Raw genomic sequence first — 12,142 nt, 5'->3', positions numbered from 1 at the left:
AGTGGGGCGTGCGGCCGCGCGGGGCCGCCTCCAGCGCCTCCTGCACGATCCGCTCCGACACCGTGTCGAGCGCACTCGTGGCCTCGTCCAGCAGCAGCACGGGCGGGTCCTTCAGCAGCACGCGCGCGATGGCGATGCGCTGCTTCTCGCCGCCCGAGAGGCGGTAGCCGCGCTCCCCCACCACCGTGTCGTAGCCGTGCTCGAAGCCCGCGATGACGTGGTGGATGTTCGCCTGGCGGCACGCCTCCTCGATCTCGGCGTCGCTCGCGTCCGGCTTGGCATAGCGCAGGTTCTCGCGGATCGTCGCGTGGAAGAGGTAGGTCTCCTGCGACACGATGCCGACGTGGTCGATGATCGACTCCTGCCGCAGCGCGCGCACGTCCGCGCCCGCGAAGAGCACCGATCCGGACGAGGCCTCGTACAGCCGCGGCGTGAGGTACAGCACGGTGGTCTTGCCCGCGCCGCTCGGCCCCACGAACGCCACCTGCTGGCCGGGCTCGGCGACGAAGCTCACGCCGTCGAGGGTGGGACGCGAGTCGCCCGACGCGTCCGGGTAGCGGAACGTCACGTCGCGGAACTCGATCCGCCCCAGCGGCCCGGGCGCGTCGGCGACCGAGATCGCGCCCGGGGCGTCGGTGATGGCGGGCTTCAGATCGAGGTACTCGAAGATGCGCGCGAACAGGGCGGCCGAGGTCTGCACCTCCAGCGCCACGCGCATGAGGCTCGTGAGGGGCTGCAGCAGGCGGGCCTGCACCGTCGTGAACGCGACGATCGCGCCGGCCGTGATCGCGCCGGGGTCGCCGAGCATGATGACGCCCGCCACGAGGTAGATGACGGCGGGCACCGACGCCATGAGCACGTGCACGACGGCGAAGAAGCCCTGGCCGCTCATCGCCTGGCGCACCTGCAGGCGGATCTGGTTCGCGTTCTCCGTGGCGTACCGTGCCGACTCCGCACGCTGCCGGTTGAACGACTTCGACAGCAGGATGCCCGAGACGCTCAGGGTCTCCTGCGTGATCGCGGTCAGCTCCGACAGCGACTGCTGGGTCTGCGACGCGATCCGCGCCCGTACCTGGCCGACCCGGCGCTGCACGAACACGAGCGGGGGCATCACGACGAGCGCGATGAGCGTGAGGCGCCAGTCGATCAGCAGCATCGCCACGAGCGACGCGATGACCGTGACGGTGTTGCCGAGGATGCTCGTGAAGGTGCTCGTGAGCACGCCCGAGACGCCGCCCACGTCGTTCTGCAGGCGGGACTGGATGACGCCCGTCTTCGTGCGCGTGAAGAAGCCGAGCTCCATCGCCTGCAGATGCTCGAACATGCGCACGCGCAGGTCGCCCGTCACGCGGTTGCCCACGTTCGAGGTGAACCACGTCTGCACGACGCCGACGAGGGCGCTCAGCACGTAGAGGCCGATGATGAGCGCCACGAGCCGGCCGAGCAGGCCCATCTGCACGCCGCCCTCGGCGGGGAACAGCGCGTCGTCGAAGACGCGCTCGATGATCAGCGGCGGCACGACGCCGAGGGCCGCGCCCACCACGACGAGCAGCGCCGTGACCGCGATCCGCCCCCGGTACGGCGCGAACAGGGCCACGACGCGCCGCCCGAGGTCGGGCACGGCCGGCGCCTCGGCGTTCTCGCGGCGCAGCGCCGCCTCGTCCACACCGCGCATGCCGCGGCCGCCGCCCATGCCTCGCCCCATGCTCACCCGCTCAGACTAGGGTCTGCCTGCGACGCGGTCTCTGAGGGTGGCGTCAGTTGACGAGCGAGTGAATTGTCCGCGGATCGGGAATCGAGCGGATCGGGCCGCAGTTAGGGTTGATCGTCGCCCGCGAGAGGACGAATCTGGGATCCTCTGGCCCGGGGCGACTTGTCTTCTTCAGCACGGAGTACTCCTTGACGACTGATACCGGAACCGTTCGCGCCGTGCCGGCGCCCGACACCATCGACCCGCGCGGCATGCGGGTGATCTGGCTGCTGCTCATCGCCGCCTTCGTCGCGATCCTCAACGAGACGACGATGGGCATCGCCATCCCGCACCTCAACGAGGACCTCGGCCTGCCGCCCGAGCTCGGCCAGTGGATGACGAGCGCCTTCATGCTCACGATGGCCGTCGTCATCCCCACCACGGGCTTCATGCTCGTGCGCTTCACCACCCGCCAGGTGTTCCTCGCGGCGATGATCTCGTTCACGCTCGGCACGCTCATCTGCCTCGTGGCGCCCGGCTTCACGCTGCTGCTCGTCGGCCGCGTGGTGCAGGCCGCCGGCACCGGCGTGATGATGCCGCTGCTCATGACGACCATGATGAACGTCGTGCCGCCGCATTCGCGCGGTCGCATGATGGGCCGCGTCGGCCTGGTCATCTCGCTCGCCCCCGCCATCGGCCCCACCCTCTCGGGCGCCGTGCTCGAGACGCTCAGCTGGCGCTGGCTGTTCGCCATCGTGCTGCCGATCGCGCTCATCGCGCTCGCGCTGGGCGCCAAGTGGATGCTCAACCTCGGCGAGACCACCCACGCCCCCATCGACATCCTGTCGATCGTGCTCTCGGCGATCGCCTTCGGCGGCATCGTCTTCGGCCTCAGCCAGTTCGGCGGGCATGGCGAGGGCGCGGCCGGATCGGCGATGATCGGCTGGATCGTCATGGCCTTCGGCGCCGTGGCGCTGGCCCTGTTCGTGTGGCGCCAGCTCGCGCTCCAGAAGAAGGACGACGCCCTGCTCGACCTGCGCGTGTTCCGCTCGCGCAACTTCGTCGTGGCGGTGACGATCATGGCCGTCGTCGCCTTCTCGATGTTCGGCACGCTCTCGCTGCTGCCGCTCTACCTGCAGAACGTCGCGGGCCTGGACTCGCTGCAGGCGGGCCTCGTGCTGCTGCCCGGCTCGGTGCTCATGGGTCTGCTCGGCCCCGTCATGGGGCGGATCTACGACGCGCGCGGCCCGAAGACGCTGCTCGTGCCCGGCACGATCATGATCGCCGCGGCACTGTTCGTGTACTCGACGCTCGGCGAGAACACGCCCATCGGCGTGCTGATCGCCGTGCAGATCGTCATGTCGCTGGGCCTGGCCGGCTCGTTCACGCCGCTGTTCTCGGCCTCGCTCGGATCGCTCGAGCGCCGGCTGTACTCGCACGGCTCGGCCGCGCTCAACACGCTGCAGCAGGTGGCCGGCGCCGTGGGCACGGCCCTGCTCGTCTCGCTGTACTCGACGGCGCTGCACCTCGGCGAGGCCGAGGGCCTGTCGATCGCCGACGCCGGCGCCCCCGGCGCGCGCACCGCGTTCCTGCTCGCGGCGATCGTCGCGCTCGTGCCGGTCGTGCTGGCCTTCTTCATCCGCAAGCCCGCGGATCAGGAGGGACCGGGCATCCCCGCCGGCCATTGATCGAAACGCGGATCCCCGGGGGCGGGCTCAGGTCAGCCCTCGGGGATCTCGCATACCCCGCCCGCGCACATGCCCGCGCCGTGCGCCCCGCCCACGAGGGTGAGGGGCTTCGGCGCGAGGGGTGTCGCGGGCGTCGCCGTGCGGTGCGCTGCCGTGTCCGCGCCGTCGTCGGCGCCATGGTGGTGCTCGAATGCCATCGCGCCAGGCTAGACCCGCCGTACCCGCACTCAGCGACGGCGCGCGGCACTCACCGGCGCGGCGGCCGTCACTCACCCGTGCGTCTCCGCTCATCCGCCACGCGCGTCCGCCACCGGGGCGGCCGGGGCTAGCGACGCGTGTCGGCACACGCAACCCCCGTGACGCAGCGCGGCACCCTCCGTAACGTCGCCCATGACCCCCGAACGACGAAACGAGGAGGCACCATGGCCGAACTCACCGGCAAGCGCGTGGCATTCCTGCTGACCGACGGATACGAGGACAGCGAGCTGACGAGCCCGTGGCAGGCCGTCACCGAGAGCGGAGCCGAGGCGGTTCTCGTCTCCCCCGCCGAGGGCCAGATCAGCGGCAAGAACGGGCACACCCAGCCCGTCGACCTGCCGGTCTCGCAGGCGACGAGCGGCGACTTCGACGCCCTCGTCCTTCCCGGCGGCGTCGTGAACGCCGACCATCTGCGCATGGACGGCGCCTCGGTCGAGTTCGCGCGCTCGTTCTTCACCGAGCACAAGCCCGTGTCGGTCATCTGCCACGGCGCGTGGATCCTCATCGAGGCCGACGTCGTGCGCGACCGCACGATCACGAGCTACCCCAGCCTGCGCACGGACCTGCAGAACGCCGGCGCGAACTGGGTCGACGAGGAGGTCGTCGTCGACGCCGGGCTGGTCTCCAGCCGCACGCCCGACGACCTGCCCGCCTTCTGCGACAAGACCGTCGAGGAGATCGCCGAGGGCAAGCACGCCGAGCAGCACGCGTGATCCGTCGGTGGCCGCCGTCCCGCGGGTCGGCGGCCGCCACGGCGCGCGCCCGTGCGATCGCCGTCCGCGGCCGCGCCTACTCACCCTGGCACTCAGCGTTTGGACCGCCGGGCCGTGCAGGATCGGGCGAAACCTACCATCGAAGGCGCGGCCGCATCGAGCCGCGGCGAGCTGCATGACGCAGAGATGAGGGGCGGCCCGATGATCACGACGCTGAACGACCAGGCATGCCTGGACCTGCTGGCCACGGGATCGGTCGGCCGGTTCGGCTTCGTCCGCGACGGACGGGTGCTCATCATCCCCGTCACCTACCGCTACGACGGCTCGGACATCATCGTGCGCACGGGGACCGAGGGCGTGCTCGCCGGGCTGCCCGACGAGGACGCGCCCGTGACCTTCGAGGTGGACTACCACGACCCCAACCGTGGCGTCGGCTGGAGCGTGCTGATGCACGGCTCCGTCACGACGATGGACGACGACGAGGTGGCGGCCAGCCCGGCCGCGCGTGGGCTGGTGCCGTGGGCGGGCGGCGACCGGCCGCGCTACCTGCGCTACCGCATCGCGGCCGTCTCGGGCCGGCGCGTGCGGCGCGAGGATGGTCACGCCTCCGGCTGATCCGCCGGGGCGGATCGGTCACTCCGTCGCGTCGGCCTCGGTCTGCTCGAGGTGCGTGCGCGCCGCCGCGACGACCGCGCCCAGCCCCTCGTCGTCGCTGACGCGCTCTTCGCCGACGGCATCGGAGGTCGCGTAGCGGTGCACGACCTCCACGAGATCGAGCGTGAACTGTGCACGCTCCTTCCGCCCCATCGTCTTGAGCTGCTGTTCGATCTCCGCCGCGAGCATGGTGTCGAGTGCCATGCCGCGAGCGTACGCGCCGCGCGGGCCCGGCCGCCAGGGCTTGCGCTCCCGGCCGGGCGCGGTTAGCGCGCGGCCGGGAGCCGGGCGCTCAGGCGGCGTCGCGCGGGGCGACGCGCTCGGTGCGCGCGTCGCGGTCGTACTCGTACACCGTGCGGCCGTCGATGAGCACGCGCGCGGGCCGCGCCATGACGTCGAGCGGCTCGCCGTTCCACACCACGAGGTCGGCGCGCTTGCCCACCTCGATGGAGCCGAGCTCGGCATCGACGCCCAGCACGCGCGCCGGGTTGATCGTGATCGCCTCGATCGCGGTGCGCTCGTCGAGCCCCTCGCGCACCGCGAGCGAGGCCTGGTGCACGAGGAAGTTGATCGGGATGACGGGGTGGTCGGTGATGATCGAGATCTCGACGCCCGCCGCCGCGAGCTTGCCGGGATTGGCGATGGAGCGACCGCGCAGCTCCATCTTCGACTTCGTCGTGAACAGCGGCCCGATCAGCACGGGCACGTCGCGCTCGGCGAGATAGTCGGCGACGACGTGTGCCTCGGTGCCGTGGTCGATGACGAGGCGGTAGCCGAACTCGTCGGCCAGGCGCACGGCCGTGACGATGTCGTCGGCGCGGTGCGCGTGCTGGCGCCACGGGATCTCGCCGCGCAGTACCGCCGCGAGCGCCTCGTTCGTGAGGTCGACCTCGGCGGGCTTGCCCTCCTCGGCGGCGTCGTGCTTGCGCATGTAGTTCTGCGCCGCGACGAAGGCCTCGCGGATGATCTTCGCGTTGCCGAGGCGCGTCGAGGGCGTCTGCTTCTTCTCGCCGTAGACGCGCTTGGGGTTCTCGCCGAGCGCGGACTTCACGCCGACCGGGGCGCGCAGCACCATGCGGTCGACGATGCGGCCGTGCGTGCGCAGCACCGTCGCCTGCCCCCCGATCGGGTTGCCCGATCCCGGGTTGACGCCGACCGTCGTCACGCCGCCCGCGAGCGCGACGTCGAAGCCCTCGTCGAACGGATCGATCGCGTCGATCGTGCGCACGGCCGCCTGGTTCGGGCCGGTCATCTCGTTCGTGTCGCTCGCGGCGGCACCGTCGCCCTCGGGGTGCACGCCGAGGTGCACGTGCGCGTCGATGAGACCGGGCGTCACCGTGGCGCCCTGCAGGTCCACGACCTCCGCGCCCTCCGGCACCTCGACGTCCGCGTCGGCGGCGGCGATCCGGCCGTCTTCGCCGACGACGATCGTGCCGTCGTAGGGGTCGCCCACCACGGGGATCACGTGCGCGTTCGTCAGGGCAAGGGTCATGGGAAACCTCCATCGGCGGTGGGTGCGAGCGGGGCGCGGGCCCTCGCGATCCCGCTGACGCGGCGATCCGACGGTCGTGCGCCCCGTCTCATCCTGGCACCGGCGCTCCCGGTGGCCGCGCAGGTCGCCGCGCGTCAGGCCAGGCCGAGCGCGTCGGCGACCCGGAGTACCTCGTCGCGCGCCTCTCCCCCGAGGCGACGGACCGGCAGCGGCAGGCAGTCGGGCGGCACGAGCCCGCGGTGCTCGGCGATCGCGGCGATCACCCGCACGCTGCCACCGTGCGCGGCGAACAGCTCCCACAGGGGCGCGAGCCGCGCCGATTCCGCCCGCGCCGCCTCGGCGTCGTCGCCGCCCGCGGCGCGCGCGATCCGCAGTGCCGCCTCGGGCAGGGTGCCGGCGATCACGGAGTACCAGGCGTCGCAGCCGGCCAGCAACCCCTCGGCGGCGAGCGCGTCGCCCGAGACGCCGATCGTGACGTGCGGCGGGACGACCGCGCGGATCGCCGCGACGTGCGCGCGGGCGGCGAACGGCTCGGCTGGCACGCCGGGGATCTTGATCGAGGCGACGCCCGGCAGCTGCGCGATCCTGCCGTACAGGTCGTTCGTGAAGGCGAAGCGCGTGGTGCGCGGGTTGTCGTAGACGACGATCGGCAGCGCCGTGGCCCCGGCGACCGTGCGGAACAGCTCGAACACGTCGTCGTCGGTGAGCGGCTGGTACGTCATCGGCGCGAGCAGCACCCCCGCCGCTCCCGCGTCCTCGGCGTCGGCGACGTGGCGCAGCACGTGCGACGTGCGCAGCGCGCCCACGCCGACGAGCACGGGGGTGTCGCCCGCGCGCTCGACGGCGATGCGGGCGACGCGAGCGCGCTCGTCCGCGTCGAGGTACGCGTAGGAGCCGGTCGAGCCCAGCGCGGTGATCGAGTCGACGCCCGACGCCGCGAGCCGCTCGACGAGGCCGGCGAAGGCCGTCTCGTCCACGCGATCGTCGCGCAGGGGCGTGAGGGGGAACGAACTGAGGCCGCGGAAGGGTCCGGTCATCCCCTCATCCTCCCGCACCGCGCGGCTCAACCGTCCTGCTCGATCCCGGCGAGCAGGTGCGACAGGCCGTACTCGAACGCGCGCTCGACGTCTCCCCCGAGGCGGAAGGCGCCCGCCAGCTCCATCTGTAGGAAGCCCGTCGCCCAAGCGGTGAGCAGCCGCGCGGCGTCGAGCGCGTGCTCCTCGCCCACCCGCGCGGCGGCGGCGCGGATGACCGGCTCAGCGGAGCGCTGCAGCGCCTCCTGCGGCGCCGAGGGGGTGAACATCAGCCGGAACGCCTCGGAGTGCTCCTTGGCGAACGCGCGATACGCGGCGGCCAGCCGGGGCAGGCTCGGGGCAGCCGCCTCAAACCGCTCGGTGAGATCTGCGATCGCCGCCTCCGTCACCGCGACGAGCAGCGCATCCCTGCCCGCGAACCGCTTGTACAGCGACGGCGCGCGCACGCCGACACGCTCGGCGACCGCCTGCATGGTGAGCCCGGCCGCGCCGGCCGTCTCGACGATCTCGCGCGCGGCGGCGACGACCTCCTCGTTCGTGGTGCGCGTCGGCGATGGCATGCGGTCCCCTCTGTTCTGCGGACGATGGTTCTGCGGACAATGAGCTATTGACATTAGCCATCATGGCTAACTATCGTAGCCATCGTACCCGAAAGGATCTTCCTCATGAAGCTCGCGCCGCACCTGCATCGCCTCGGCAACGACATCGTCGCCTCGTACCTGATCGATATGCCCGAGGGCATCACGCTGATCGATGCCGGCCTGCCCGGCCACTGGAACGACCTGCGGGCCGAACTGGAGGAGATCGGGCGCGCGCTCTCCGACATCCGGGGCGTCGTCCTCACCCACGGCGACAGCGACCACATCGGCTTCGCCGAGCGGCTGCGGCGTGAGGCCGGTGTGCCCGTGCACATCCACGCCGCCGACGCACACCGCGCGCGCACCGGCGAGAAGCCGAAGACGCCGATGGGCCCCGCCCGCCCCGGACCGATGCTCGGGTTCCTCACCTACTCGCTGCGCAAGGACGGGATGCGCACGCGCTATGTGCAGGAGGTCGTGGAGTTCGCCGACGGCGACGTGCTCGATCTTCCCGGCAGCCCGCGCATCGTCGGCATGCCGGGCCACTCGCCCGGCAGCGTCGCGGTGCACGTGCCCGCGGCGGACGCCGTGTTCGTGGGCGACGCCCTCACGACGCGCCACGTGCTCACCGGCCGCGGCGGTCCGCAGCCGGCGCCCTTCACCGACGAGCCGGATCAGGCGCTCGCGTCGCTCGACCGGCTCGCCGCGGTCTCGGCGTCGTGGGTGCTCCCCGGCCACGGCGCACCCTGGCGCGGCAGCCCCGCCGACCTCGCGGCCGCCGTGCGCGCCGCGTGATCCGACGACCGTCGCCCCGTCGCCCGGTCGACAGGGCGACGCATTCGTCGGGCCCAGCGCTCGGTCGGCGGATCGGCGGATGGCGTCGCCCACCTGCCGCCACTCCAGGCGACTCCTGCACCACAGATCCGGCGACCGAGCCGTCGATCCGGCGACCGAGCCGGGCCGTGGCAACCCGAACACCGGATCAGCGACCGGATTCGATCCAGTAGCGGCGCTTGAGCGCCCCACCGGGGGGAGCGAAGCGCACCCCGCTCCCCCGCCGCTCCCGCCACGCTGATCCGTGACGTGCGAGGACCCCCGGCGCGCGCCGGGGTCCTCGTACTGGCGTCAGCCGGCGTGCGCGGAGGCGACGTCGACGCTCCACGTGACGCCGAACGCGTCGGTGAGCATGCCGAAGCCGGGGCTCCACTCCGAGGCCGCGAGCGGCTCGACGATCGTCGCGCCCTCCGCGAGCTTCTCCCAGTAGCCGCGGGCCTCGTCGATTGAGTCGGCGCCGACGGCGACGAAGAACGGCTGATCGGTGTTGGTCGTCCCGTGCTCGCGGGCCGTGCTGCCGGCGAAGGGCTCCGAGCGGCCGGGGATGTCGTACGCCATCACGCGGAAGCCGTTGTCGGCCTCGACCGATCCGAAGACGACCTTGGCCGCGTCGGGCGCGTCCTGCGGAATGCCGACCTCGCCGTAGGTCGTGACGTGGATCCGCCCGCCGAAGACGCCCTGGTAGAACGTGAGCGCCTCGCGCGCGGTGCCGGGAAGGTTGAGGTGGGTGGTGGTGGAAAGGGACATCGATCGCTCCTGATGACGGATTGTCGGCGGCGTTCTCGCCGTCGTCAGCGATCCTCACCGATGTTGAGGACAGGACCGGTCCGCTACTGCGAGAATGGTGATCCCATGAAGACGACGGCCCGCCTGCTGACGCTGCTGTCGCTGCTGCAGGTGCCGCGCGACTGGCCGGGCGGCGTGCTCGCCGAGCGCCTCGGCGTGACGACGCGCACCGTGCGGCGCGACGTGGATCGGCTGCGCGAGCTGGGGTACCGCATTCACACGCTGAGGGGCCCGGACGGCGGCTACCGCCTTCAGGCGGGATCGGAGCTGCCGCCGCTGCGCTTCGACGACGAGCAGGCCGTGGCGATCGCGATCGCCCTGCGCAGCGCCGCAGCCACCGGCGTGGGAGTCGAGGAGGCCGCCGAGCGCGCCCTCGCCACGGTCCAGCAGGTGATGCCGCCGCATCTGCGGCACCGCGTCGACGGCGTGCGCTTCACCGGCACGGCAGCGGGCACGTCCGTCGCGCCCGACGTGCTCGAGGCCGCGAGCGAGGCCGTCCGGCGCCGCATGACGCTTCGCTTCGACTATGGCGACGGCGACGGCGACGGCCCGCCGCGCCGCACGCACCCGCACGGGCTCGTGGCCCGCGGCGGCCGCTGGTACCTCGTGGCGTGGGATCTCGATCGCGAGGACTGGCGCATCTTCCGCCTCGACAGGGTTGCACCCCGCCACCCGATCGGGCCCGCCTTCGATCCGCGCCCCGTGCCCACGGGCAGCCCGAGCACGTTCGTCTCCGCCCGCTCGAAGGGCGCGCACGAGACGGATGCGTGGCCCTGCGTCGGCACGGTCGAGATCGATCTGCCCGCACGCGAGGTGGCCGTGTGGATCGGCGACGGCGAGATCGAGCCGACCGGTCCCCACACGAGCCGGGTCACGCTCGGATCCTGGTCGTGGACGGGCCTGCTCGCCGCGATCCTGCGTTTCGACGCCGACTTCCGGGTGGTCGGCCCCGAGGAGCTCATCGCGTCCGCGCGGCGGATGGAGCGGCGCGTGCGCGAGGGCGTGGTCGGCGCGAGCGGCTCTGACGGGGCCGGAGACGTCAGAGGCCGCGGTGTGCGGCCCAGCGGCGCGCCGCCTCGTCGGCCGCCTCGGCGATGAGCGCATCGATCTCGGCGCTGCGGCGCACCGAGAACGACACGTAGGCTCCGCGTCCTCCCGCGACCGGGCGCCCATACGCCTTCGCCGCGAGCGATCCGTCCGGCAGCAGCCGCACGGTGATCGACTGCAGCTCGAAGCGCTCGCCGCGCCGCTCGTCCTCCCAGCGCAGCTCCGGCGGGATGGGCACGTTCAGGGCGAGGGCGTTCACATCCACGGTCGACAGTGAACCACAGGGCCTCGTGTCCGGTCCGGCCGTGCCTCACAGCCGCAACCCGAACGTCGGAACCGTGAACCCGCCCGAGAACAGCACGGCCCCCAATCCCACGACGGCCAGCGCGAGCAGCATCACGTAGCAGGCGACGCGCAGCCATCGTCCTCGCGGCCGCCCCGCAAGTGAGGCGAGCAGCAGCACCACCACAGGCACGAGCATCAGCCCACCGAAGCTGAGCGCAGGCGCGACCCTCGCGTCGGGCGCAGGGCACGGATGAGCAGGCAGGCAGATGCTCGGGATACCCTGCGCCAGCCCCATGAGCAGCCACGCGCCGAGCAGGACCCCGACGGCGGGCGCAAGTTCCCTGGCCATGCGACGGCTTCTCCGCGCTTCCACGCCGCCCATTGTGGCAGTCCCTCGGCTAACGCGCTGCGGGGGATCTCACCACGGCTACCGAAGCATGGCACGAGAACCTCGTCGTCCGAGCGGGATCGATCGCCACCGCGCGAGGGCGGGCTGCGCCTCGAACCCGAATTAGGGGTTCCGCAGGGGCCCGACGACGTCGTAGCGGGCGATGACGAAGTCGCCGTTGCGGTCGCACTCCTGCAGCGCGAGGTCGTAGGCACCGCCGAACAGCGGCTTGCCCGAGCCGAGCGTCACGGGCGCGATCGACACCATCACCTCGTCGAGCATCCCGGCCGCGGCGAACTCCGCCGCGAGGCCGCCGCCTCCCATCACCCACACGTCGCGACCGTCGGCCGCCGCCTCGAACACCGCGCGATGTTCGGCAGGCGATCCGGAGACGAACGACACGTGCTCGTTCGCGGGTTCCAGCTCGCGATGCGTGAACACGTAGGTGGGCATCTCGGGGAGCCAGTCGGGCTCATGCTCGAGCACCCATGTATAGGTGGTCGATCCCATGACCTGCGCCCCCACCTCGGCGAGGAACGCGGTGGTGTTGCCCGGGCCGTCCTCCTGCAGCTGCTGCTTGAAGAGCCAGGCGAGCGAGTCCTCGTCGTCGGCGAGGAACCCGTCGAGGGTGGTGGCGGTGTAGTAGCGGTAGCGAGTCATCGGTCCTCCTAGACGGCACGCTAACCGCCACCACC

The 12,142-nt window shown here is 72.2% G+C and carries 15 protein-coding genes; 5 read left to right on the top strand and 10 right to left on the bottom strand.

The window, feature by feature from the left end:
* A partial coding sequence (locus ACODR5_RS02160) for an ABC transporter ATP-binding protein (RefSeq protein ID WP_488982580.1) occupies positions 1–1,705 on the bottom strand: 1,705 nt, incomplete at its 3' end.
* 194 nt (positions 1,706–1,899) lie between these two features.
* Between ACODR5_RS02160 and ACODR5_RS02155 the strand changes: the two genes are divergently transcribed.
* Positions 1,900–3,378, top strand: coding sequence for a DHA2 family efflux MFS transporter permease subunit (locus tag ACODR5_RS02155; protein ID WP_488982575.1), 1,479 nt, complete (start codon positions 1,900–1,902; stop codon positions 3,376–3,378).
* Between the two features lie 32 nt (positions 3,379–3,410).
* Here ACODR5_RS02155 and ACODR5_RS02150 read toward each other — a convergent pair whose 3' ends face one another.
* Complete coding sequence (locus ACODR5_RS02150; RefSeq protein ID WP_460817330.1) at positions 3,411–3,575, bottom strand: hypothetical protein; 165 nt, start codon at positions 3,573–3,575, stop codon at positions 3,411–3,413.
* 225 nt (positions 3,576–3,800) lie between these two features.
* Between ACODR5_RS02150 and ACODR5_RS02145 the strand changes: the two genes are divergently transcribed.
* Positions 3,801–4,349 (top strand): type 1 glutamine amidotransferase domain-containing protein, encoded by a 549-nt coding sequence (locus ACODR5_RS02145; protein ID WP_488982574.1) that lies wholly within the window; start codon positions 3,801–3,803, stop codon positions 4,347–4,349.
* A gap of 201 nt (positions 4,350–4,550) precedes the next feature.
* A complete protein-coding gene (locus ACODR5_RS02140; RefSeq protein WP_488982573.1) occupies positions 4,551–4,964 on the top strand; it encodes a pyridoxamine 5'-phosphate oxidase family protein in 414 nt (137 codons plus the stop codon).
* 18 nt (positions 4,965–4,982) lie between these two features.
* Here ACODR5_RS02140 and ACODR5_RS02135 read toward each other — a convergent pair whose 3' ends face one another.
* The 4 genes from ACODR5_RS02135 to ACODR5_RS02120 form a co-directional block, all read right to left on the bottom strand.
* Positions 4,983–5,207 (bottom strand): hypothetical protein, encoded by a 225-nt coding sequence (locus ACODR5_RS02135; protein WP_449853412.1) that lies wholly within the window; start codon positions 5,205–5,207, stop codon positions 4,983–4,985.
* A gap of 88 nt (positions 5,208–5,295) precedes the next feature.
* Positions 5,296–6,495, bottom strand: coding sequence for an amidohydrolase (locus ACODR5_RS02130; protein WP_488982572.1), 1,200 nt, complete (start codon positions 6,493–6,495; stop codon positions 5,296–5,298).
* Between the two features lie 134 nt (positions 6,496–6,629).
* Entirely contained in the window at positions 6,630–7,532 is a 903-nt protein-coding gene (locus ACODR5_RS02125; RefSeq protein WP_488982571.1) for a dihydrodipicolinate synthase family protein, read from the bottom strand.
* Positions 7,533–7,558: 26 nt separating this feature from the next.
* On the bottom strand, positions 7,559–8,089 hold the full coding sequence (locus tag ACODR5_RS02120) for a TetR/AcrR family transcriptional regulator (protein WP_488982570.1): 531 nt from the start codon (positions 8,087–8,089) through the stop codon (positions 7,559–7,561).
* 105 nt (positions 8,090–8,194) lie between these two features.
* Between ACODR5_RS02120 and ACODR5_RS02115 the strand changes: the two genes are divergently transcribed.
* On the top strand, positions 8,195–8,902 hold the full coding sequence (locus ACODR5_RS02115; protein WP_488982569.1) for an MBL fold metallo-hydrolase: 708 nt from the start codon (positions 8,195–8,197) through the stop codon (positions 8,900–8,902).
* A 330-nt stretch (positions 8,903–9,232) separates the two neighbouring features.
* Here ACODR5_RS02115 and ACODR5_RS02110 read toward each other — a convergent pair whose 3' ends face one another.
* Positions 9,233–9,688, bottom strand: coding sequence for a VOC family protein (locus ACODR5_RS02110; RefSeq protein ID WP_488982568.1), 456 nt, complete (start codon positions 9,686–9,688; stop codon positions 9,233–9,235).
* A gap of 105 nt (positions 9,689–9,793) precedes the next feature.
* Here ACODR5_RS02110 and ACODR5_RS02105 point away from each other — a divergent pair, with 105 nt between their 5' ends.
* Complete coding sequence (locus ACODR5_RS02105) at positions 9,794–10,825, top strand: helix-turn-helix transcriptional regulator (RefSeq protein WP_488982567.1); 1,032 nt, start codon at positions 9,794–9,796, stop codon at positions 10,823–10,825.
* Here ACODR5_RS02105 and ACODR5_RS02100 read toward each other — a convergent pair.
* The 3 genes from ACODR5_RS02100 to ACODR5_RS02090 form a co-directional block, all read right to left on the bottom strand.
* Positions 10,767–11,039 (bottom strand): hypothetical protein, encoded by a 273-nt coding sequence (locus tag ACODR5_RS02100; RefSeq protein ID WP_460817311.1) that lies wholly within the window; start codon positions 11,037–11,039, stop codon positions 10,767–10,769. The two genes, ACODR5_RS02105 and ACODR5_RS02100, sit on opposite strands and share 59 nt — an antisense overlap.
* 45 nt (positions 11,040–11,084) lie before the next feature.
* Positions 11,085–11,408 (bottom strand): hypothetical protein, encoded by a 324-nt coding sequence (locus ACODR5_RS02095; RefSeq protein WP_488982566.1) that lies wholly within the window; start codon positions 11,406–11,408, stop codon positions 11,085–11,087.
* Positions 11,409–11,570: 162 nt separating this feature from the next.
* On the bottom strand, positions 11,571–12,107 hold the full coding sequence (locus ACODR5_RS02090) for a dihydrofolate reductase family protein (RefSeq protein ID WP_488982565.1): 537 nt from the start codon (positions 12,105–12,107) through the stop codon (positions 11,571–11,573).
* Positions 12,108–12,142: the final 35 nt, after the last annotated feature.

The organism is Microbacterium sp. FG3, from assembly GCF_057809335.1.
This window is presented reverse-complemented; position numbering and strand designations above follow the sequence as displayed.

Coding starts and splice junctions, on each gene's coding strand:
- ACODR5_RS02110 (WP_488982568.1), bottom strand. CDS start 9,688: ATGTCCCTTTCCACCACCACCCACCTCAACCTTCCCGGCACCGCGCGC.
- ACODR5_RS02115 (WP_488982569.1), top strand. CDS start 8,195: ATGAAGCTCGCGCCGCACCTGCATCGCCTCGGCAACGACATCGTCGCC.
- ACODR5_RS02095 (WP_488982566.1), bottom strand. CDS start 11,408: ATGGCCAGGGAACTTGCGCCCGCCGTCGGGGTCCTGCTCGGCGCGTGG.
- ACODR5_RS02135 (WP_449853412.1), bottom strand. CDS start 5,207: ATGGCACTCGACACCATGCTCGCGGCGGAGATCGAACAGCAGCTCAAG.
- ACODR5_RS02150 (WP_460817330.1), bottom strand. CDS start 3,575: ATGGCATTCGAGCACCACCATGGCGCCGACGACGGCGCGGACACGGCA.
- ACODR5_RS02105 (WP_488982567.1), top strand. CDS start 9,794: ATGAAGACGACGGCCCGCCTGCTGACGCTGCTGTCGCTGCTGCAGGTG.
- ACODR5_RS02090 (WP_488982565.1), bottom strand. CDS start 12,107: ATGACTCGCTACCGCTACTACACCGCCACCACCCTCGACGGGTTCCTC.
- ACODR5_RS02120 (WP_488982570.1), bottom strand. CDS start 8,089: ATGCCATCGCCGACGCGCACCACGAACGAGGAGGTCGTCGCCGCCGCG.
- ACODR5_RS02130 (WP_488982572.1), bottom strand. CDS start 6,495: ATGACCCTTGCCCTGACGAACGCGCACGTGATCCCCGTGGTGGGCGAC.
- ACODR5_RS02140 (WP_488982573.1), top strand. CDS start 4,551: ATGATCACGACGCTGAACGACCAGGCATGCCTGGACCTGCTGGCCACG.
- ACODR5_RS02145 (WP_488982574.1), top strand. CDS start 3,801: ATGGCCGAACTCACCGGCAAGCGCGTGGCATTCCTGCTGACCGACGGA.
- ACODR5_RS02125 (WP_488982571.1), bottom strand. CDS start 7,532: ATGACCGGACCCTTCCGCGGCCTCAGTTCGTTCCCCCTCACGCCCCTG.